This window comes from Arthrobacter sp. P1_B9, from assembly GCF_056406495.1.
Window position 1 is genome coordinate 1 of the sequence record NZ_JBFUAA010000017.1, and the last position, 21,161, is coordinate 21,161.

Genomic DNA, 21,161 nt, shown 5'->3' on the forward strand with positions numbered 1-21,161 from the left:
ATACGGGATCACGTTGTAGAGCCGGCCGGAGAAGTTGATCCGCATGCCGTGCGTCAGGTGCCCGCCGTGCGCCAGATTCAGGCCCATGATGGTGTCGCCCGGCCGGATCAGGGCGTGCATCACCGAGGCGTTGGCCTGCGCACCGGAATGCGGCTGCACGTTCGCGAACCCCGCGCCGAACAGGGCCTTGACCCGGTCGATCGCGAGCTGTTCGATCACATCAACGTGCTCGCAGCCACCGTAATAGCGCTTGCCCGGGTAGCCCTCGGCATACTTGTTAGTCAACACCGAACCCTGCGCCTGCATCACAGCCCAGGCGGTGTGGTTCTCCGAGGCGATCATCTCCAAACCGTCACGCTGCCGGGACAGCTCGGCGTCGATCTTCGCGGCGATCTCCGGATCCAGCACGGACAGGTCCGCGTCCAGGCTCGGCGAAACGACCTGCTCGAACGCCAACGTCTGGGTGCCCGCGGCCGCCGTTGCGCCGCTCACAGTTCGCCACCGTTCTTGGACGCGTACTCCTGGGCCGAGAGCAGCGGGCCGTCCGATTCGGCGGCCACCTTGAAGAGCCAGCCGGCCCCGTACGGATCGCTGTTGATCAGCGCCGGATCGGAAACGACGGCGTCATTGATCTCCACCACCTCGCCGGTGACCGGCGCGTAGAGGTCCGAGACCGACTTGGTCGACTCAACCTCACCACAGGTCTCCCCCGCAGTCACCGCGGAACCGACCTCGGGCAGGTCCACGTAGACGATGTCGCCCAGGGCATCCGTGGCGACGGCGGAGATGCCGATGGAAACAACGTTTCCGGCCTCGCGGGCAACCCACTCGTGCTCGTCGGAGTACTGCAGTTCAGGGGCAACTTTTGCCATGTGTTTTTCCTTTACGTTTGAAAAGTCGTGGGCCACAACAATTGTGGTGGGTTGGGTGGCGGATGAGGCAATTCCTCCGCGTGCTCGCTCGTCCCTCGCTTAGACGCACGCTTCCGGAATCCCCTCACCCGGCGCTATTCAGTTCAGTTTTTGGGGCCAGCCGTTTCCCCGGAAGAAACAGTGGCTTTTCGATATCTTCCAGAGCCGGGGTGCTCCGAGGCTTCAAGGGTGTCATCAAGCTCAACCCCCACTGATCGAGCCTGGGACAACCCAGAGCCGCGGTAGGCGCTACATCCCCCAGCACTTTTGGCTTTCGAAGGCGCCCCAAATGAGGCTTGGAACTCGAGGTGAGTTGAACCCGAGGTGAGCTGCAGGGCCCCTTCGGGCCCGACATCCGGGAGCATGCGTCTAAGGGAGCGTTACGTCCGCTCAGCGGGCGTCTTCGCGACCGAGCATGCAGAGGATGCCGGGTCCGACGGGCTGACGCAACCACAATCACGCAGCCCCCGGGACAGCTTCGGCTACTTTTGGCGCTTGTAGAAAGGCAGTGCGACCACTTCGAAGGGTTCGGCCTTGCCGCGGAGGTCGATGTCCAGTGCGGTGCCGGGCTCGGTGAATTCGACGTCGACGTAGGCCATCGCGACCGGGTAGCCCAGGCTCGGGCTGGGCTGACCGGAGGTGACTTCGCCGACGACGTTGCCGTCCTTGAGGACCGGGTAGTGGCCGCGGCCGGCCCGGCGCCCGAGGCCCTTGAGCCCGACGAGCTTGCGGCCCGTCGTGGCGCCGGCGCCGGTTTCCTTCTTGGCGGCCAAGGCGGCCTTGCCGATGAAGTCGCCTTCCTTGGACAGGGCGACGACGGGGCCCAGGCCGGCGGCGAACGGATCGCCCTCCAGGGAGAGCTCGTTGCCGTAAAGCGGCATGCCGGCCTCGAGACGGAGCGAATCGCGGGACGCGAGCCCGGCGGGGGTCAGCTCGCCGTCCTCTGCGATGGCGACGAGCGCCTGCCAGAGGGCGGCGGCGTCGTCGTTCGCGACGAAGATCTCGAAGCCGTCTTCACCGGTGTAGCCGGTGCGGGCCAGCAGGAGGTCCTGGCTGGCTCCAGCGAACATGAACGGGACGTCCACTGCGGCGTAGTACTTCAGGCCGGTGACGAGCTCGTGCTGCGCGGCGGGGACCAGGCGCAGCAGGATCTCCTGGGCCTTGGGTCCCTGCACGGCGATCAGCGAGATCTCGGCGGACGCGTCACGGACGGTGACGTCGAATCCGCCGTCCTTTCCGGAACCGGCGCGCTCGGCCAGGGCCGCGGCGACGACCTTCGCGTTGCCGGCGTTGGGGACCACAAGGAATTTCTGGTCGCCGCGGCGGTAGGTGATGAGGTCATCGATGATGCCGCCGTCCTCGTTGCAGATCAGCGAGTACTTGGCCTTGCCGATGGCCATCGCCGAGATCTTGCCGACCAGGGCGTAGTCCAGGAAGGCTGCGGCGTCGGGGCCGGTGACCCAGACTTCGCCCATGTGGGAGAGGTCGAACAGGCCCGCGGACTTGCGGACGGCGTGGTGCTCGGCTAGTTCCGAGCTGTACTTCAGCGGCATCTGCCAACCGCCGAAGTCCGTGAAGGAGGCGCCGAGCTTCTTGTGCTCTTCGTAAAGTGCCGTGTAATTCTCATTCATCGGTGGCTGTCCCTAGCTGTCAGAGTCGGAGTTGGCGGAGTCGTCGGAGTGGATTGCTGTGTCTTCTTCGAAGGCCTCGAGGGGAGGGCACGAGCAGATCAGGTTGCGGTCCCCGGCTGCGCCGTCGATGCGGCCGACGGGCGGGAAGTACTTGTCCTGCTTGAGCGTGTGGACCGGGAAGACGGCCTGCTCACGCGGGTACTCGCGGGTCCAGTCGGTGCTGATCACGGCAGCGGCGGTGTGCGGGGCGTTGCGCAGCGGGCTGTGCCCCACGGTGAAATCGCCGTTGGCCACCTGGTCGATCTCGGCGCGGATGGCGACCATGGCCGTGATGAAGCGGTCGATCTCGCCCAGGTCCTCGGATTCGGTGGGCTCCACCATCAGGGTGCCGGCCACCGGGAACGCCAGGGTGGGGGCGTGGAAGCCGTAGTCGATCAGGCGCTTGGCCACGTCCTCGGCGGTCACGCCGGTCTTGGCCGTGAGTTCGCGCAGGTCCAGGATGCACTCGTGGGCCACCAGGCCGCCTTCGCCGGTGTAGAGCACCGGGAAGGAGTCGTTGAGGCGGGCCGCGATGTAGTTCGCCGCGAGCAGCGCGGACTTGGTCGCCTCGGTGAGGCCGCGGCCGCCCATCAGCTTCACGTAGGCCCAGGAGATCGGCAGCACGCCGGCCGAGCCGTAGCGGGAGGCGGAGATCGGGGTTCCGTCGGCGCCGTTGGCGGGATCAGCAGCGTTGCCCGGCATGAACGGGGCCAGGTGCGCCTTGGCCGCGACCGGGCCGACGCCCGGTCCGCCGCCGCCGTGCGGGATGCAGAAAGTCTTGTGCAGGTTCAGGTGCGAGACGTCGCCGCCGAACATGCCGGGCTGGGCCAGCCCGACCAGGGCGTTGAGGTTGGCGCCGTCGATGTAGACCTGGCCGCCGGCGGCGTGGACCGCGTCGCATACCTCGCGGACATCGGCGTCGTACACCCCGTGCGTGGACGGGTAGGTGATCATGATGCAGGACAGCGCGTCCTTGTGCAGCTCGATCTTGGCGGTCAGGTCCGCGTGGTCGATCGTGCCGTCCGAAGCCGTGGCCACGACCACGACCTTCATGCCGGCCAACACGGCCGAGGCCGCGTTCGTGCCGTGCGCGGAGGCCGGGATCAGGCAGATATTGCGCTGGGCATCGCCGCGGGAGAGGTGGTAGCCGCGGATCGCCAGCAGCCCGGCGAGCTCGCCCTGGGAACCGGCGTTGGGCTGGATCGAGACCTGGTCGTAGCCGGTGATCTCGGTCAGCTGGCCTTCGAGGTCCTCGATCAGTTCACGCCAGCCGGCGGTCTGGGATTCCGGGGCGAACGGGTGGATGGAGGCGAATTCCGGCCAGGAGATGGCCTCCATCTCGGCGGTGGCGTTCAGCTTCATGGTGCAGGAGCCCAGCGGGATCATGGTCCGGTCCAGGGCAAGGTCGCGGTCCGAGAGGCGACGGATGTAGCGCAGCAACTGGGTCTCGGAACGGTGCGTGTTGAACACCGGGTGCTGCAGGTAGTCGGAGGTGCGCTCGACGGCGGGGTCCAGGCCGAACGCAGTGTCCGTGCCTGCAGCCGCGGCAGTCACGGACGCGCCGAACGCGGCTATGACGTCGGCGACGACGGCAACCGTCGTGGCCTCGTCGGCGGAGATGCCGACGGTGTCGGCGTCGATGGCGCGCAGGTTGACGCCCTTGGCGTCGGCTGCCGCGATGATCTCAGCTGCCCGGCCCGGCACGGAGACGGTGATGGTGTCGAAGAAGGAGGTGTGCAGCACATCCAGGCCGGCGGCCTTCAGGGAGGCGGCGATGGTCTTCGCGTGGACGTGGACCGACTGGGCGATTGCCTTCAGCCCGTCCGGGCCGTGGTAGACGGCGTAGAAGGAAGCCACGATGGCCAGCAGGGCCTGGGCGGTGCAGATGTTGGAGGTGGCTTTCTCGCGGCGGATATGCTGCTCGCGGGTCTGCAGGGCCAGGCGGTAGGCGGGAACGCCGGCGTTGTCCTTGGAGACACCCACGAGGCGGCCGGGCATGGAGCGCTCGAGCCCCTTCTGGACGGCCATGTAGGCAGCGTGCGGTCCGCCGAAGAACAGCGGCACGCCGAAGCGCTGGGCGGATCCGACGGCGATGTCAGCGCCCTGCTCGCCCGGGGACGTGATCAGGGTCAGGGAGAGGAGATCTGCCGCGACGGTGACGAGGGCGCCGCGTTCCTTGGCGTCGGCGATCACGGCGGTGTGGTCGAACACGCGGCCGGAGACGCCCGGCTGCTGCAGGACGACGCCGTTGATGACGCCGTCGGGCAGGCCCTTGGAGAGGTCGGCGACCTCGACCTCGAAGCCGAGGGCCTCGGCGCGGCCCTTGACGATCGCGATGGTCTGGGGCAGGCAGTCGGCGTCGAGGACGGTCTTGCCGTCGTGCGCCGTCTTGTTCTTATTCGCGCGGCGCATCATCAGCACGGCCTCGGCCACGGCGGTGGCTTCATCCAGCAGGGAGGCGTTGGCGATCGGCAGGCCGACCAGGTCCTGGACCATGGTCTGGAAGTTCAGCAGCGCCTCCAGCCGGCCCTGGGAGATCTCCGGCTGGTAGGGCGTGTACGCGGTGTACCAGGCCGGGGCTTCGAGGATGTTGCGGCGGATCACCGGCGGGGTGAGCGTGTCGTAGTAGCCCTGCCCGATCATCTGCACGGCGGTCTTGTTCTTCGACGCCAGCTTGCGCAGCTCGGCGAGGACTTCGACCTCGCTCAGGGCCGCGGCGAGCGCGAGGTCGGCGTCCTGGCGGATGTCCTTCGGAACGGCGGTGTCCACCAGGGCGTCGACGGTGTCGTAGCCGACAGCCTTCAGCATGGCGTCGACGTCGGCCTGGCGGCGCGCGCCGATATGCCGGTCAACGAAGGACGTGGAGGCTGGGGTAACAGTCACAAGGAACTCCATAACTCAGGCGGCGCAGGGTACGCCACATTGATTCGGGTTCCTCCCCGCTCTGTATTGGACCTGAGAGTTTCCGCGCAGCCCGCGTTTCAGGGCTCCGCTTGCACCGTCGGTGAGCACAGCATGTCCGGGACACGCCTGCTACTTTCCAGAGATGCCTTGCCGCGGCGGTACATGGGCCTGAGAGATTCCTGGGGAGGGTTTGCTCCTACGGCGCCTGCTTGTACCTACTTGCAGGACTCTCCCGCCGCAGATCAAAGGCGTATTTAATTGGGTGTTCAATCGGGGGTGACAACAGTCACAGCTCTCATTGTCCTATGCCGGGCGCGCGTCCGCAAACTCCCTCCCGGCGGCGGACCCAGGTTACGGGCCACGAGCCACCCGGCGGCGAATCCGGCGGCGCGAATTCGCCGGAAACGCCCGGAGTCGCCGTAACTTTCCGGCGTACTCGAACGCTTCCGGCGAATTCGGCGGGGAGTAAGGGGGGTCGGCGGGGAGTAGGGGGTCGGCGGGGAGTAGGGGTGGGTGTGGGTGTGGGCTTCAGCCGCGCAGGCGCTCGACGGCGGCCAGGAGGCTCTGGACGTCCGCCTCGACTTCCGGCGGCGGCCCGCCGGGACCCCGCGCCAGCATGGCGTTGAAGTACAGCCCGTCCCCCATGCACAAGACGGCCTTCGCCATGGCGGGCCCGACGTCGGCCGCCAGCAGTTCCAGCCAGCTCGCCTGGCCGGCGGCGAAGCGGCGGAGGGTTTCCCCGTGCGCCACCTCGGCGAGCCGCGTGGCCGCCACGAAGACCCGGTCCATGGGCGTGTCCGCCCACACCGAGGACTTGATGAAGTACGCCGCCGCCCCTTCCGGGGCTGCCGCCATGGCCGCAACATCGGCAGCCAGGAGCCGGTCCAGCCGTTCCAGCAGGACCGCGATCATGGCCTCTTTGGTCGGAAAATGGTAGAGCAGGCCGCCCTTGGAGACGCCGGCCCGGCGCGCGACGGCGTCCAGCGTCGCGGCGCGTTCACCGACTTCGATGAGCAGGGATTCGAAGGCATCGAGGACGGCCTCGCGGGCGACGGGTTTCCTGGGCATGCCTCCCATCATGCCTGTCCGCGCGCGCATTTCTTAACTGTACCGTCCAGACGGTACAGTTATCCTTATGAGCATTTCATCGATCACCGTAGCCACCAGCACTCCTGCGGCCACCGGACCCCGGGCACCGTGGCGTGACTGGGTGGCGCTGGCCCTGCTGATGTTCCCCGTCCTGCTCGTGGCCGTGGACAACACCGCGCTCACGTTCGCCCTGCCGGCCATCGCCAGCAGCCTGACCGCCTCCGGCGTCGAACTGCTCTGGATCGTCGATGCCTATCCCCTGGTCCTGGCCGGACTCCTGGTCGCGATGGGTTCCCTGGGCGACAGGATCGGCCGGCGCCGGCTGCTGTTCGTGGGCAGCGCGGGCTTTGCCGCGGTGTCGGCCGTGACGGCGTTCGCGCCGAGTGCGGAATGGCTGATCGCCGGCCGCGCCGGGCTTGGCCTTTTCGGCGCCATGCTGATGCCGTCCACGCTGTCGCTGATCCGGAACATCTTTCCGCAGCCCAACCGGCGCAGGCTGGCGGTGGCGATCTGGGCCGCCGGCTTCTCCRGCGGCGCCGCCCTCGGCCCGATTGTCGGCGGCTGGCTGGTGGAACACTTCTGGTGGGGCGCCGTCCTGCTGGTCGCGGTGCCGATCATCCTGCCGCTGCTGCTGCTCGGGCCGGCCCTGATCCCGGAATCCCGCGATCCGAAGCCGGGCCGGGTGGACGTGCCCAGCATTGCCCTGTCCCTGCTGGTCATGGTGCCGGTGGTCTACGGGATCAAAGCCCTTGCCACCCACGGGCCGGCTCCCGAGGCCTTCGCGAGCATCGGAACCGGCCTGCTCATGGGCTATGTGTTCATCCGGCGGCAACGCGCGCTTGCCCGTATCCACAGGACAGACCACAGCACCGCGCCGATGCTCGACGTCAGCCTGTTTGGCAACCGGATCTTCAGTACGGCCATTGTGGCCAACGTCCTGGCACTGTTCTCCTTCAACGGCTTCATCCTCTTCCTGGCCCAGCACCTGCAGCTGCTGGAGGGCCAGTCCCCCTCGGCCTCCGGCGTCGCCATGGTCCCGGCCCTCATCGCCACGGTTGTAGCGGGGCTGCTCGTGGTCCCGCTGGTGCGCAAGGTGCGGCCCGGCTTTGTGGTGGCCGGCGGCCTGCTGCTGAGCGCGGCGGGCTATTTCGTGGTGGCATTCGGCGACCACAGCCAGGGCCCGTCGCTGCTCCTTGCCGCCCTGCTGGTGCTCTGCCTGGGGGTGGGCGCCGCGGAGACGATCTCCAATGACCTGATCCTGGGTGCGGCGCCCGCCGACAAGGCAGGGGCAGCCGCCGCTATCTCCGAGACGGGCTACGAAGTGGGGTCCCTGCTGGGTACGGCGATTCTCGGCTCAATCCTGACGGCCTCCTACCAGGGCAACCTCCGGCTTCCCGCGGGCGTGTCCGAACTCGCCCCGGCGGCGGCCACCAGCCAGGCCGGTGAAACCCTGGCCGGCGCTGTGGATCTGGCCCGGATGCTTCCGGCGCCCCTGGCCGAGGCGGTGACGGCGGCCGCGCGCACCGCCTTCGACTCGGGCGTGCACGTCACAGCGTCCATTGCACTGGTTCTGATGTCCGGGGCCTGCGTCCTGGCCGCCGTCGTCCTGCGGTCGGTGCCGAAGGCCCAATAGGGCTCAGCGGCCGCCGTCAGCGTCACGCCGTCGTCAGCGTCACGCCGTCGTCAGCACCAAGGGGTTCCAGCCCTTAAACAGCAGCGTCCGGCGCCGGGTATCCTCCCGGCGCCGGACGCTGCTGTTTTTTGGGGGGCTGGTGGGAGCCGGTCCCTACTTGCTGTCCGGGGTGGTCACGCTGGCGGTGGCCCGCATGGTCTCGGCATTCACCATCCAGGCGTACTGCTCAAACTTGGCGATGAACTCGTGCAGCAGATCCGCGGTGGTGGGATCTTCCTCGTCCACTTCGTCATGGACCTTGCGCATGGTGCCGACGGCCGCCTCAAGCGCGGCGACAATCCGCTCGATGGCGTCCTTCGTGTTGATCAGGCCCTTCGGGAACTCGGCCAGTGCGGTGGACTTGGAAACCGTGGAGCTTCGGCCGTCCGGGAGGGCGTGGAGGGCACGCATGCGCTCGGCAAGGTCATCCGCGAATCCCCGGGCGGCGTCGATGATTTCATCCAGCTGGAGGTGAAGGTCCCTGAAGTTGGTCCCGACGATGTTCCAGTGTGCCTGCTTGCCCTGAACGTGGAGTTCGATCAGGTCCACCAGTACTGCCTGCAGGTTGGTCGTCAATGTTGGTGATGCTTTCATGAATCCTCCTCGATAGAACCGGTGCCGTGCGGGCCGCGCATGCCATTGCTGGCACCCCGGCCGATGCTTCCGACGCTACCGCAGCGCGGCGCCGGGCCGCGATGCTTCTGGGAGGAATTTCTCGGTCAGCTTACTAAGTCGGCTTACTAACCGTTTTGGGGGCGGTTTAGACGGCCTCGTTGAGGATGGGCCCACGCGGGAACACGGCCCGTGTGATGCCGCCGGAGGTGGATTCGGACAGCTGGGTGAGGTAGTCGTTGCGCCGCCTCGGGGTAATCCTGGACTGGGGCTGGAACGGCTGCTCGGGGTCGTCGGCGTAGTGGGCGCTCAGGCCGTCGCGCATGAGCCGGATGGCTTCCGAACGCTGCTGGGACACCGCTGCGTGCGTGGATCCGAGTTCCGCGGCCAGGTCTTTGACCGTGCGGTCTCCGAAATAGATCTCCTCCACCACGTAGCGCATCCGTTCCGGAAGGGATTTCACGGCGGCCCGAAGGTACTGGAGCCGTTCGTCCGCGAGCACGGAGTGTTCCGGGGTGAGGGTTTCGGCGGCCAGGGTGTCCACCACGGCCTCGTCGAGGGGCGTCAATGTGCGCGAGGCATCCGCGAGCGCGGCCTCCACAACGCTCTGCTGGACGCCCAGGGCAGAGGCGATCTCGTCCACTGTGGGGGTGCGGCCCAGGGCGGACGCCAGGGTTTCCTGCACGGACATGGTTTCCTTGATCCGGCGGCGGGCGGATCGGGTGGCCCAGTCGCTGGCCCGCATCTCGTCTGCGAAGGCGCCAAGGATACGCCGGCGCGCGAAAGCGCCGAACGGCACCCCGAGGCCTGGATCGAACGAATCGGCCGAGGTAATCAAGGCAATAGCGCCGGCTGACGCCAAGTCATCGCGAGAAAGGTGTGACGCCTTCGAGCACAAATCTGAGACGAGATACCCCACCAGCGGAAGGTGCTGCGTGACCATCTCGTTGCGTTCCACGCGATTCAATACTGTGTCCCCCCATGAGACCGGATCCGAAGGGTCCTCGACCCTTAAAACGCCGAGAGCCGCACCCAAAACCGACCGGTGCTCCCCCCATTGGAGTCAGCGTTCGCAAGTAGGGCGCAGCACCCATGGAGGAAACCTATCACCTGTTCCAAGATCTGCGTGTACCCTCAGGGAAAAGCTGTGCGAAAAATGCGGTGACCGCCCCGAAGCTGTGATTCACGGGGCGGAAAGAGAATGGGGCACATGAGCGCAAGTGATCTCTCCGCGGCACTGTGGCAGGAGCGGCGGCAGCTGGAGCTACTCCTCTTCAGGCTGGAAACGCAGCGCCTGCACGTCGTGGCCGGGAATCTGGAATGGCTGAGCTTCATGGCCTCCGAGATTGAAACCGTGCTGGACCGCCTGCGCTTCGAAGCCCTGGCCCGGAGCGTCGAGTCTGCTGCCGTGGCGGCCCAATGGGGCCTGCCGGCACAGACCACGCTCGTCGAACTGATTGCGGCCGCGCCCGCCGGGCCATGGCCCGAGATCCTGCGCGAGCATCTGGACGCCCTGCACGCACTCCTGGCCCGGCTGGGCGAGGCTTCCAGCGTGAATGAGGACGCGCTGCGGAGCCTCCCGATGCCGGGACGCGCCGGCCCGGCGGGCACGGCCGGGCTTCTGGACCAGCTGACCATGGGAGGAAACCTGGAGCGGTCCCTCGCCGTGCTCCGGCGTTCAGCCCAGCCGCTCCTGGCCCAGTATCTCGGCGGGGACCATGTCTGATCCGCTGCGGGTCCTCAGCCGTCGGCGGGAGTGGCGCGCGGCGGCATGAGGCCGCGCAGCGCTTCCTCGGCGTCCGGGCCCGCTTCCGCCGCCGCGAGGTTCGCGGCCGCGATGGCTTCGATGACTTCCCGGCGCTGGATCGGCACACCGCGGGGCGCCTCAATGCCTATCCGAACACCGTCGCCGCGGCCTTCCAGAACAGTGATGACGATGCCGTCGCCGATCATGATCTGTTCGCCCGGCTTGCGTGTAAGTACCAGCATCCTCTCAATCTACCCTTCAGTCCGGGGAGCATCGTACGATTCCCGCCGGTTCTGCCATGTCGGTTCGGGCCCGGCGGGGCGCCCCTCGATCCAGCCCACGGGCAGTCCCAGGCCATTGACGCTTTCAGGCGACCCGGTCTCCGAGGCGCCGACCACCGCCACCGCGGTCACGTTGAGCTGGGCGGACAGCACGCCGACCCAGCGCGCCGTGTCCTCGTGCTTGCGTCCGGCATCGACCACAACCCAGACCTGGTCGGCGGAGAGCGCCGCCACGGACGGCACCCGGGCCAGGGCGTTGCGGGCTTTGCCCAGTCCGAACGCCACCAGGACGGTGCGCTCCGTCACCACGGCATGGGCGCGCGCGGCCGTGGCACTTTGGCGTCCGTCGACGTGCAGGTGGCCATAGGCGGAGAGCTCACCGGCGGTGCGCACATCGGCACCTCCGGAGGCCATGGACATGGCCAGGGCGGTATCCATCGCGTCCTCCCCCAGCCCGATCAGGAGCACGAGATCGCCGACGCCGGTCAGCGGAGCCGGAGCCGGGGCACCCGCAGCGTTGCCCGGCGCGGCGGCGGCGGGCGGGTGCGCGGGGCTCCCGACGGCGGCGGCGGGCGCTGCGGCGGGCGGATCTGTGGGGGTCCGGAGCCCGGTACCGAGCTGTTCCAGCAGCTCAGCGAAGTCCCGCGATTCGGTGGACACACCGGCAGGAGCGGGCCGGTGCAGGCTCAGCTCGGCGGCGTCCGCTTCCTCCAGGAGTGCGGCGATGGCGGCGCCCTGCAGGTGATGGGTCGGGGCGGCGGGCCGTGCCGGCCCTCCGGCCGGGCCCGCCTGCGCTGCGGTCCGGGCCGCCGGCGGGGCCGGTGCTGCCGCCGCGGCTCCGGCGTCGTACTTCCCGGCGGGGGTCCCGGCGCCCGGAACGGTGCCCGGAACAGTGCCCGCGGAAGCCGCCCCGGCGGCGGTCTCCCCGGCGGGACCACCAGTCGCCGGGCCGGAATCGGCCCCGGCCAGGATGTCGGCGTCAGGCACCACCTCGCCGGTGACGACCTCGTGTTTGGACTGGAGCTCGATCATGGCCTCGTAGCGGTCCTGGGCGAAGAGGCCGGCGATTCCGGGGCTGCTGACGCGTTCGGCGGAAACGATCCGGGCCGCCGGACCGTACAGCTGTTCTGCCTTGCGGCGGATTTCCTCGAGCGAGGCTCCCTTAAGCCGATAGCGGTTCGGCATGGCGCACCACTCCTACTGTTTCGATCCGGACGTTGGCGGAGGTCACCTCGCGGTAGGACAACACGGGCACGGATCCCGGCTGCGCCCCGACGAGGCGGTAGATGGCGGGCCGGAGCGCGGGTGCACAGACAAGCACGGCCTGGCGGTTGGCGGCGGCCGCGGCGTCGACGGCGGACCGCACCGAGCGCAGCACGGCGTCGAGGCGTTCCTGCCCCATGACGATCTGACTGCCGCCCTCCGCGGGCCGCATGTCCTCGAGCATGTGTTGTTCCAGGACGGGGTCGATCATGATGACGTTGAGCACCTCGCCGTCCATGAACTTGGCCGTGAGGGCGGGGCCCAAGGCCTGCCGGGCGGCTTCCACTAGCGATTCGGGATCCGTGGAAATCTTGGCGCGGAGCGTGAGGGCCTCATAGATCCGGGCGAGGTCGTTGATGGGCACCTGCTCATCCAGCAGGCCCTGGAGGACGCGCTGCAGCTCGGCGAGGGAGAGCAGGGCCGGGGTCAGTTCGTCGACGGCGGAGGGGCTCTGCTTGCGCACGCCCTCGGTCAGCACGCGCACGTCCTCGCGGGACAGCAGCCGGGCAGCGTTCGCCGCGACGATCGAGGACAGGTGGGTGACCAGAACGGAGACCCGGTCGATCACTGTGGCACCTGTCATTTCGGCGTTGTGGCGCATCTCCCCCGGAATCCATTTCCCGGCGAGCCCAAACACGGGTTCGATCATCGCCGGGCCCGGGAGCGAGTCCAGGTTCTCGCCCAGGGCGAGCATCTGGCCGCTGGGGGCCGTGCCGCGGCCGGCTTCCACGCCGGCAATCCGGATGGCGTAGGTCGCCGGCGGCAGGTCCACACTGTCCCGGGTGCGCACCGGCGGGATGACCAGGCCCAGTTCCATGGCGATCTTGTGCCGCAGGGACCGGACCCGGGCCAGGAGGTCATCGGAGGCGCCGGAGACCATATCCACGAGGTCAGGTGCGAGCAGGATCTCCACGGGGTGGATGCGCATGTCTTCCAGCAGCTTCTCGTTCGGATCCTGTTCCGGGAAGTTCAGCGCGGTCGACTCGGCCTCCCGGGCCGTTTCCGCCAGCTGTTGGCTTGCCGCGGTCCGGCGGGAGGCGATGAACAGGCCGGCGCCTACGACGACGAACGGAATCGGGGGCATGCCGGGGATCAGTGCCATGGCGACGGCGGCGACGCCGGCGATCATGAGGGCGTTCGGTGACTGCAGCAGCTGGGTGGAGGCCGTCCGCCCCATGTCGGACTCGGCGTTGGACCGGGTCACGATCATGCCGGTGGAGACGGCCATGAGCAGTGCCGGGATCTGGGTGACGAGCCCGTCGCCCATGGTCAGCAGGCCGTAGGTGTTCAGGGCGTCGCCGATTTCCAGGCCGCGCTGGACCATGCCGATGGCGATGCCGCCGACGAAGTTGATGATGATAATGATGATGCCCGCGATGGCGTCGCCCTTGACGAACTTCGAGGCGCCGTCCATGGCACCGTAGAAGTCGGCCTCGGCAGAGACTTCGGCCCGCCGCTCCCGGGCCTGGGTGTCGGTGAGGAGGCCGGCGTTGAGGTCGGCGTCGATCGCCATCTGCTTGCCGGGCATGGCGTCGAGGGTGAAGCGCGCGCCCACCTCGGCCACGCGCTCGGCGCCCTTGGTGACCACGACGAACTGGATCACCACGAGGATGAGGAACACGACGGCGCCGATGATCATGGAGCCGCCGACCGTCACCTTGCCGAAGGCTTCAATGACCTGCCCGGCGTATCCGTTGCCCAGGACCAGGCGGGTTGAGGCGACGTTGAGGCCGAGCCGGAACAGCGTGGCCACCAGCAGCAGGGACGGGAAGACCGAGAAATCCAGCGGTTTTTTGACGAACATGCTGGTCAGCAGGACCAGCAGTGCCAGCAGGATGTTGCAGACGATGAGGAAGTCGAGCAGCGGCGCGGGAACGGGAACCACCAGCAGGAGCACGATCCCCACGATGCCGATGGGCACCACCAGCCGGTTCAGCCTGTTGTTCATGGTGCTGTCCTTTCACAGACGCTGATTCCCGAAGATTTCGTGCCGTGTTGCACGCTGTGGAGCCTGCCGTGTTTCATACGGTGGCCACCGTGGTGGTCATGCGGTGCATCCCGGCGGCGGCGCCCCGGGCCTTGAGTGCCATGACGAACGCGAGGACGCCGGCCACCGCCCGGTAGAAGTCCACCGGGATCTCGTCCCCCAGCTCACAGGCCCCGTGGAGAGCCCTGGCCAGCGGGATGTCCTGGACCATGGGCACGTTCTTTTCCTCGGCTTCTTCCCTGATCCTCGCAGCCACGTGGCCGGCGCCCTTGGCAACGACGCGGGGTGCGGATTTTCCGGGCTCGTATTTCAGGGCCACCGCCACGTGCGTGGGGTTGACCAGGACGACGTCGGCGTCCCCGATCGCCGCGATCATGCGGTTGCGGCTCATGGCCATCTGGCGCGCCCGGCGTTGGGACCGGATCAGCGGATCGCCCTCGCTGTTCTTGTTTTCGTCCTGGATTTCCTTCTTGGACATCCGCGTCTTCTTGCGGTTGCGCCGCATCACGACGAAGAAGTCGGCCGCGGCCAGAACGATGCCGGCGGCCACCGCGAACTGGACCAGGGCGGCTATCCCGCCGGCGGCGGCCTGCACTACCCCGGCGACGGGCAGTCCGCCGGCGGTCAGCAGCACCGGAACCAGTCCCTGCACGACGGTGTAGAGCACCAGCCCCACGACGCTTGCCTTGAGCAGCGCCTTGAGGCCGCCCCACACGGCCTGCGCGCCGAACAGCCGCTTGATCCCGGCGAGCAGGTTGAAGTGTTCGAATTCGAGCCTGAATTTCTTCAGGTGGACACCGCCCTGGAGGGCCGAGCCGGCGAGGACGGCCAGGAACACGACGACCAGCAGGGGGCCGACGATCCCGGCGATGGACGCGAAGCCGGCTTCCAGCGCCCGGACGGCTTTGCCGGGGTCCGGGGCGGACACGATCCCGCGGATGCTGAAGAGCTGGTCCGTGGCGGCGTTGGCGGCCCGGTCCACCGTGCTGGGCAGCATCAGCGCGGCGGCGCCGACGCCGAGCCAGGCGGTGAGGTCCTGGGAACGGGACAGCTGGCCCTTGGAGCGGACCTCCCGCATGCGTTTCTCGGTGGCTTGCTCGGTCTTTTCCTGTGAATCCGCCATCAGCCCACCCCCAGTACGGCTTTGGCCGCCTGCCCGGCGAGGCTGGAAACGAGTCGGGGCAGGGCCAGGAACATGAATCCGGCCAGCGTCAGGGTGAGCAGGATTTTCAGCGGGAAGCCGAGGGAGAAGGCATTCAGCGCCGGGGCCACGCGGGTCAGCAGGCCGAGCCCGACGTCGGCAAGGAACAGGACCACCAGGAGGGGGCCGGCGATCTGCACGGCGGCAAGGAACATGCCGGACACCGCCGCGATCATGGCCTGCACCGGCTGGGCCAGGTCGATCCCCCCGGCCAGCGGCAGGGCGGCAAAGCTGCCGGTGAGGCCGGTGATGACGAGCTGGTAGCCGTCGGAGGCGAAGAGCAGGGCCAGCGCCGCCATTTGCAGGAGACGGGTGAACTGTGCGCCGTTGACCATCATTTGGGGGTCGTAGGCCTGGGCCATCTGGAACCCGCTGAAAAGGTCGATCAGGCTGCCGGCGGACTGGATGGCGGAAAAGATGACGAGGACCAGGAAGCCCAGGACCAGCCCGGTGACGAGCTCCAGGACCACACCGGTGACGAACCCGGCGGTGTCCCGGGGCATGTAGCCGCCGGCCAGGCGCTGCGTCACCGCCAGGCCCAGGCCCAGCCCCAGCATGGCTTTGACGCGCCCCGGAATGGCGTGGTGCGAGAAGGGCGGTGCCACGACCAGGAAGGCGGTCATCCGGACCGTGGCCAGCAGCAGGACTTCAAGCCAGGCCGGGTCGATGGGGATGCCCACCTCACAGGCCTCCGAGCAGGGACGGAATCTTCGCGAAGAGGTCGTTGGTGAAGCCCACCATCTCCGAGATCATCCAGTGTCCGCAGACAATCAGGGCCACGGCCACCGCGGCAGCCTTCGGCACGAAGGACAGGGTGGCTTCCTGCAGTTGCGTGATGGACTGCAGCAGGGAGATGGCCAGGCCCACCACCAGCGCCGTGACCAGCACGGGCGCGGAGAGCTTGGCGGCCACGATCATGGCCTGGAGGCAGATGTCCAGGACCGCGTTGGCGTTCATCCTGAACCCGCATAGCTCTGGACGAGCGCGGTGATGATCAGGCCCCAGCCGTCCACGAGCACGAAGAGCAGGATCTTGAAGGGCAGCGAGATCATGACGGGCGGGAGCATCATCATGCCCATGGACATCAGGGCCGCGGACACCACGAGGTCGATCACGAGGAACGGGATGAAGATGACGAAGCCGATGATGAACGCGGCACGGAGTTCGGAGATCATGAACGCCGGGATGAGGGTCTGCAGCGGCACAGCCTCAGGCGTGGCCGGGTTCTCGGCTCCGGCGGCACGGGACATCAGGGCGATGTCCTCCTCGCGCGTGTGGGCGAGCATGAAGTGCTGCAGCGGACCCGACGCGGCGCTGACGGCACCGTTGAAGTCCAGTGTGCCGTTGAGGTAGGGCTGGACGCCGAGGGTGTTCATCTCGTTGATGACGGGCCACATCACAAAGATCGAGAGGAACAGAGCCAGCCCGGCCAGGACCTGGTTCGGCGGGATGGAGGGCAGGGACAGCGCGTTGCGGGTCATTGCCAGGACCACAAAGATCTTGGTGAAGGACGTCATCATCAGCAACAGCGAGGGCGCAACGGCCAGGAGGGTGATGCTGATCAGGGTCAGGACAGCGGAGGAAGGTTTCCCGTCCATCCCGTTGATCTGGATGTTGATGTTCCCGCCGTCGGGATTGGCAGGGTCGGCCGGGGGCACCGGCGCAACAGGGTCGATCGGTGCGGCGTGGCCTGCCGAGGCATTGAGCCACAGCAGGAGGACGGCAAAGAGCGCGGCGGCGAGCCCCAGGGCCAGGAGCCTGAGGGGTCTTGCGCCAGCTGGTCGCGGGCGGGTGGTGCTGGTGGGGAGCGGGAAGATCAATTGCGGCGTCCGCTCCTGAGCGCGGCGGCAGCCTGCTTCCAGGTGGAGCCGGCCAGGATGGAGCCGTGCAGCGGCGGATGGGCCGACCCGCCGGCGCTGCCGCGGCCGGCGTGGCCGCGGGCCGCGGAGCCCCGGTGAAGGGAGCTGCGGCGGGACGGCGGCAACTCCCGGACACCGTTCTGACCGTCGGCGAAATCGTCGGCGTCGACACCGTCCGCAAAATCGTCGCCGTCAGCGGCGGCATCACCTGCCGGCATGGCCGGCTGGCTGCTGAAGTGGTTGCCGGCGAGCGGGCTGGCGTCAGCGAGCATCCGGGCGAAATCGCCCAGGCCGCGGCTGGTGCCGGGGACCGCGACTTCTTCGGGTTCGGGCGGGATGTCCCCGGTGTGCAGGACGTTGACGGCGTGCTCGGTCACGCCCAGGAGGAAGCGCTGCCCGGCGGCGTCGACCACCACCACGGAGGCTTTTTGTCCGAGGCTCTGCCGGCTGACGATGGTCAAGGCGCGGTCAGCCCGGCGCCGTCCGGTGCCCTTGCCCAGCCGGTGCTGCAGGAACCACATGAGGCCAAGCACCGCGCCCAGGGCCACGACTACCCGCAGCCCGAGGATCAGTGCGTCCATTCAGCTGAGCCCCTCGGCCACGTCGAGGATCCGGGTGATCCGCACCGCGTAGTCCTGGTCGAGGACCACGACTTCGCCGTGCGCGATCAGGCGGCCGTTGAGCAGGACGTCGGCCGGGGCGCCGGCGGAGCGGTCCAGTTCGATGATCTTGCCCGGTTCCAGCGACAGCACGTCCCGGACCGACATCCGGGTGCGTCCGATCTCCACGGTCAGGGCCATTTCAATGTTGTTGATCCGGCCGAGCCGGCCGGCCACGGTGTCCCCGCCGGCGAACAGGTCCCCGCCGCGTTCCTGGCTGTTGCTGTGTTCGCGGAGCCGGACGGCGAACCAGGCCGCAGCGTTGCTGCCGTCGGAGAGTTCAAAGACGGCCGTGTCGGGATCCGAGAGGAGCCCTGAGACGTCAGATTCACGCAGGTCGGACAGGACACCGGCCCCGAAGACTGAGCTGGCGCTTTCCATCGCGGGGCGCAGCACGTCGGTCACGGAGACGTGGCCCAGCTGGGACCCCGCGCCGGCGGCCTCGTCAAGGAAGGTGCGGTCGCTGAGCATGAGGGCGAGGTCGGCGGTCACCGCGCCGACGAAGGTCGCCGTGACCGCCTGCCGGGCGTAGGCCGCCGCGGACCGGGCAGGCACCAGCGCGACAACCTTCAGGGCCACCGGGCTCGGGAGCTCCTCGACGAGCCGTTCCGCCGACATTTCGTGCTTGGTCAGGGTGATGCTCATCGTTGGTTCTCCTCGATTGTGACAATTACTGCGGCCGCGCGGGAGCCGTTGCGGGCCGGGGCGGCAGTGGCCAGCCGGGTTCCGTCCAGGGTGAGGTCAAAGGGCCGGTTCTCCAGGTGCGGCAGTGTCAGGACGTCACCGACGGCGAGACCCAGGACCTGGCTCGGGGTAACGAACGACGTCGAGAGCCGTACGGACAGTTCCACCGGGACCTGCTCCAGTTGGGCGCTGACGCGGGCGGCCGCGTCTTCGCGGGAGTCGGTCGGGTTGACCTTCTTGAGCCGTCCCAGCAGGATTCCGGCCGGAACGGCCAGGGTGGCGGGCGCGTTGACGTCGCCGACGCTCATGGTGAAGGAGGCAACGATCATCAGTTCGCTGGGTGCGGCGGCCTGGGCGAACTGGGAGTTGTATTGGATGGTGTCCACCCGGACGGCCTCGCTGAGCAGCGGGCCCAGGGAATAGCCGAGGTCTTCGAGGGCCTCGTCCATCAGGCCCTTGATCAGCGCCTGCTCGATCTGGGTGAACTTGCGGTCCGGCATGGGCGAATCGTTGGTGGCGCCGAGCATGCGGTTGACCCAGCCGAGGGCGGCCGGGCCGGGGAACTGCACCACGAGCTTGGAATCGTGGGCCTCCACGGTGCACAGGACCATGGCGGTGACGGCGGGCAGCGAGGCGGCGTACTCGTCGTAGCTGAGCATGCTGACGTCTTCCAGGCGCACCACGGACTTGACGCGGACCTTGGCGGTGAGCTGGGTGCCCCACTGGCGGGCGAAGGTTTCGAAGGCGAGCTCCAGCACCCGGCTGTGTTCGCGCGCGAGCGTCGCAGGACGGCGGAAGTCATAGACGCTGACGGTCCGCTCCCGTGCCACTTCCCGCTCATCCAGAACACTCACGGTTGCCACTATCGGCAAGGGAACTCGTGGCGTAAGCAGAACGCCTTAGGCAAAACACAGAGGCAAAAATGCAGGCAAAACACAGCCAAGGAAAACAGGAACGGAACGCGGACAGTCCGCCGTAGCCCCGAACGGCTACTTCTCGCTGAGTTTCAAGGCCTCCGGAATCAGTGCCCGGACGACGTCGGGCTTGTCGGAAATGACCACGATGTCCACCCGGCGGTTTCGCTCCATGAGCGCCGGCGTGGAGTCGTCGTTGACCTGGCGGGCAGAACCGAACGCGACGGCACCGATCGTGCCGGGGGCTATGCCGCCTCGGTCCACCATGTACCGCAGGACATTGACGGCGCGCGCCGAGGACAGTTCCCACGTCGAGGGGTAGGCCGTGATGCCGTTCGCGGCGTGGCCCTCGACCATGATTTCCATGCCGGCCGGTTTGAGGACCGGTGAGATGACCTGCAGCACCCGGGAGGCCCGGGAGGTGAGCTCGGGCCGGTCAGGTTCGAAGAAAGCCTGCGATCCGACGAGTTTGACCGTCAGGCCGCGCTGGTCGATCTGGAACTCGACGTTCTCGCTCAGCCCGGCTGCCGCCAGGCCGGCCTGCATTTTCTGCTGCAGCGCCTTGAGTTTGTCCACTTCCTTGATCGCTTCAGCCATATTCTCGGGGGATGCGGTGGCCGCGCCCTTGACGGCGGCGAACGCCTCGAGGTCCTCTTTCACGAGTTCCGGCGGCACCACTGTGCCCGACGCCGTATCCACCGTTTCCGTCGCGACTGCGCCGAATCCCGTGGCTAGGGAGTTGCGGAGCTTTTCAAACTTGTTGGCGTCCACCGTGGACATCGCGAAGAGGACGATGAACATGCACATCAGCACGGTGACCATGTCCATGTAGGACGCCATCCAGCGTTCGTCGACGTGGTGTTCTTCCGGCTTCTTCCGCCCGCGCCGCCTGGGGCTCACGCTGCCTCGTCCATCCTGTCGGACTTGTCAGCGCCGGCCTTCTTGCCGGAGCTCTTGAGCTGGTGCTCGGGGACCATGGCGCGGAGCCGTTCGGCCAGCAGAAGCGGCTGGGCACCGGACTGGACCGACAGCATGCCTTCCATGAGCAGCGTCATCCGTTCAATGTCCAGTTCCGAGAGCCGGGCCATCCGGGCGCTGAAGGGAAGCCAGATGAAGTTGGCGGACAGCAGGCCCCACAGGGTGGCGACGAAGGCTGCCGCGATCATCGGGCCGAGGTGGTCCGGGGTGGAGAGGTTTTCCAGGACGTGGGTCAGGGATACCACGGTGCCGATGATGCCCACGGTGGGGGCATAGCCGCCGAGACTCGCGAAGAATTTGGAGTTGGCGTGATCGCTCCGGGACTTGGAGTCGATCTCGTCCTCCATGAGCATCCGGAGGTCCTCGGCGTCGGTGCCGTCGGCGATGTTCTGCAGTGCACGGGCCAGGAAGGGGTCCTTGACGCTGGCCGCTTCCTCTTCCAGGGACAGCAGGCCCTCGCTGCGCGCCTTTTCGGCGAAGCGGACCATCTGGTCAATGCTTTCCTGCGGCTTGGCGGTTTTGCCGAGGAACATCTTGGGGAGGGCTTTGAAGGCCTGGACGACGTCTTTGAGGGTGTTTCCGGCGATCCCGACGGCGAGCGTGGCGCCGAAGACCAGGATCATGGGGGCCGGGAGGAGCAACGCCGACAGGCTGGCGCCCTCGAGCGACACCATGGCGATAACGGAGCCAAAGGCGAGGAGCAGTCCGATGACTGTTGCGGGATCCATCG

Annotated in this window: 20 protein-coding genes, 1 pseudogene and 2 riboswitches; of the genes and pseudogenes, 2 read left to right on the forward strand and 19 right to left on the reverse strand. The window is 67.8% G+C overall.

The features are described from left to right. From AC1D1A_RS18625 to AC1D1A_RS18645, 5 genes and pseudogenes are all read right to left on the reverse strand, one after another. Positions 1 to 492: pseudogene (locus AC1D1A_RS18625) on the reverse strand (serine hydroxymethyltransferase); the annotation flags it as partial. Next, on the reverse strand, positions 489 to 872 hold the full coding sequence (gene gcvH / locus AC1D1A_RS18630; protein ID WP_476948419.1) for a glycine cleavage system protein GcvH: 384 nt from the start codon (positions 870 to 872) through the stop codon (positions 489 to 491). The pseudogene AC1D1A_RS18625 and the gene gcvH, both read right to left, overlap by 4 nt. 521 nt (positions 873 to 1,393) lie before the next feature. Beyond that, positions 1,394 to 2,542, reverse strand: coding sequence for a glycine cleavage system aminomethyltransferase GcvT (gcvT, locus tag AC1D1A_RS18635; RefSeq protein ID WP_476948420.1), 1,149 nt, complete (start codon positions 2,540 to 2,542; stop codon positions 1,394 to 1,396). 12 nt (positions 2,543 to 2,554) lie between these two features. Further along, complete coding sequence (gene gcvP / locus AC1D1A_RS18640) at positions 2,555 to 5,476, reverse strand: aminomethyl-transferring glycine dehydrogenase (RefSeq protein WP_476948421.1); 2,922 nt, start codon at positions 5,474 to 5,476, stop codon at positions 2,555 to 2,557. Positions 5,477 to 5,515: 39 nt separating this feature from the next. Then, positions 5,516 to 5,630: riboswitch (glycine riboswitch) on the reverse strand. A gap of 1 nt (position 5,631) precedes the next feature. Next, a riboswitch (glycine riboswitch) is annotated at positions 5,632 to 5,730 on the reverse strand. A gap of 283 nt (positions 5,731 to 6,013) precedes the next feature. Further along, on the reverse strand, positions 6,014 to 6,553 hold the full coding sequence (locus AC1D1A_RS18645) for a TetR/AcrR family transcriptional regulator (RefSeq protein WP_079555622.1): 540 nt from the start codon (positions 6,551 to 6,553) through the stop codon (positions 6,014 to 6,016). A 67-nt stretch (positions 6,554 to 6,620) separates the two neighbouring features. Here AC1D1A_RS18645 and AC1D1A_RS18650 point away from each other — a divergent pair, with 67 nt between their 5' ends. Further along, a complete protein-coding gene (locus tag AC1D1A_RS18650) occupies positions 6,621 to 8,207 on the forward strand; it encodes an MFS transporter (RefSeq protein WP_476948422.1) in 1,587 nt (528 codons plus the stop codon). Positions 8,208 to 8,360: 153 nt separating this feature from the next. Here the strand turns inward: AC1D1A_RS18650 and AC1D1A_RS18655 are convergent, their stop codons facing one another. Further along, a complete protein-coding gene (locus AC1D1A_RS18655; RefSeq protein WP_028275324.1) occupies positions 8,361 to 8,840 on the reverse strand; it encodes a Dps family protein in 480 nt (159 codons plus the stop codon). 166 nt (positions 8,841 to 9,006) lie between these two features. Further along, positions 9,007 to 9,825 carry a sigma-70 family RNA polymerase sigma factor gene (locus AC1D1A_RS18660; protein WP_026538956.1) on the reverse strand — a complete coding sequence of 273 codons (819 nt, stop codon included), beginning with the start codon at positions 9,823 to 9,825 and terminating at the stop codon, positions 9,007 to 9,009. 243 nt (positions 9,826 to 10,068) lie between these two features. Here AC1D1A_RS18660 and flgN point away from each other — a divergent pair, with 243 nt between their 5' ends. Continuing rightward, positions 10,069 to 10,584: a flagellar export chaperone FlgN gene (gene flgN / locus AC1D1A_RS18665; protein WP_476857540.1), complete on the forward strand. Its 516-nt coding sequence runs from the start codon at positions 10,069 to 10,071 to the stop codon at positions 10,582 to 10,584. 14 nt (positions 10,585 to 10,598) lie between these two features. Here the strand turns inward: flgN and AC1D1A_RS18670 are convergent, their stop codons facing one another. From AC1D1A_RS18670 to AC1D1A_RS18725, 12 genes are all read right to left on the reverse strand, one after another. Beyond that, positions 10,599 to 10,847 (reverse strand): carbon storage regulator, encoded by a 249-nt coding sequence (locus tag AC1D1A_RS18670; RefSeq protein WP_026538957.1) that lies wholly within the window; start codon positions 10,845 to 10,847, stop codon positions 10,599 to 10,601. Between the two features lie 9 nt (positions 10,848 to 10,856). Next, the gene (locus AC1D1A_RS18675; RefSeq protein ID WP_476948423.1) at positions 10,857 to 12,071 is read right to left on the reverse strand and encodes a hypothetical protein; all 1,215 of its coding nucleotides are present in this window, start codon (positions 12,069 to 12,071) and stop codon (positions 10,857 to 10,859) included. Further along, a complete protein-coding gene (locus AC1D1A_RS18680; protein ID WP_476851538.1) occupies positions 12,049 to 14,097 on the reverse strand; it encodes a flagellar biosynthesis protein FlhA in 2,049 nt (682 codons plus the stop codon). Before AC1D1A_RS18680 ends, AC1D1A_RS18675 begins: the two co-directional genes overlap by 23 nt. 73 nt (positions 14,098 to 14,170) lie before the next feature. Next, positions 14,171 to 15,259: an EscU/YscU/HrcU family type III secretion system export apparatus switch protein gene (locus AC1D1A_RS18685; protein ID WP_476872223.1), complete on the reverse strand. Its 1,089-nt coding sequence runs from the start codon at positions 15,257 to 15,259 to the stop codon at positions 14,171 to 14,173. Further along, positions 15,259 to 16,017 carry a flagellar biosynthetic protein FliR gene (locus AC1D1A_RS18690; RefSeq protein ID WP_476872222.1) on the reverse strand — a complete coding sequence of 253 codons (759 nt, stop codon included), beginning with the start codon at positions 16,015 to 16,017 and terminating at the stop codon, positions 15,259 to 15,261. Before AC1D1A_RS18690 ends, AC1D1A_RS18685 begins: the two co-directional genes overlap by 1 nt. A gap of 1 nt (position 16,018) precedes the next feature. Next, positions 16,019 to 16,294: a flagellar biosynthesis protein FliQ gene (fliQ, locus tag AC1D1A_RS18695; RefSeq protein ID WP_079555610.1), complete on the reverse strand. Its 276-nt coding sequence runs from the start codon at positions 16,292 to 16,294 to the stop codon at positions 16,019 to 16,021. After that, complete coding sequence (gene fliP / locus AC1D1A_RS18700) at positions 16,291 to 17,157, reverse strand: flagellar type III secretion system pore protein FliP (protein ID WP_476948424.1); 867 nt, start codon at positions 17,155 to 17,157, stop codon at positions 16,291 to 16,293. Before fliP ends, fliQ begins: the two co-directional genes overlap by 4 nt. Beyond that, complete coding sequence (gene fliO, locus AC1D1A_RS18705) at positions 17,154 to 17,777, reverse strand: flagellar biosynthetic protein FliO (protein ID WP_476860128.1); 624 nt, start codon at positions 17,775 to 17,777, stop codon at positions 17,154 to 17,156. The genes fliP and fliO overlap by 4 nt, the downstream gene beginning before the upstream one ends. After that, positions 17,778 to 18,500 carry a flagellar motor switch protein FliN gene (gene fliN, locus AC1D1A_RS18710; protein WP_028277087.1) on the reverse strand — a complete coding sequence of 241 codons (723 nt, stop codon included), beginning with the start codon at positions 18,498 to 18,500 and terminating at the stop codon, positions 17,778 to 17,780. Next, entirely contained in the window at positions 18,497 to 19,393 is an 897-nt protein-coding gene (locus AC1D1A_RS18715; RefSeq protein ID WP_223914317.1) for a flagellar motor switch protein FliM, read from the reverse strand. Before AC1D1A_RS18715 ends, fliN begins: the two co-directional genes overlap by 4 nt. 135 nt (positions 19,394 to 19,528) lie before the next feature. Continuing rightward, complete coding sequence (locus tag AC1D1A_RS18720) at positions 19,529 to 20,353, reverse strand: OmpA/MotB family protein (RefSeq protein WP_079555607.1); 825 nt, start codon at positions 20,351 to 20,353, stop codon at positions 19,529 to 19,531. Further along, a complete protein-coding gene (locus AC1D1A_RS18725; protein ID WP_028277084.1) occupies positions 20,350 to 21,159 on the reverse strand; it encodes a motility protein A in 810 nt (269 codons plus the stop codon). The genes AC1D1A_RS18720 and AC1D1A_RS18725 overlap by 4 nt, the downstream gene beginning before the upstream one ends. Positions 21,160 to 21,161: the final 2 nt, after the last annotated feature.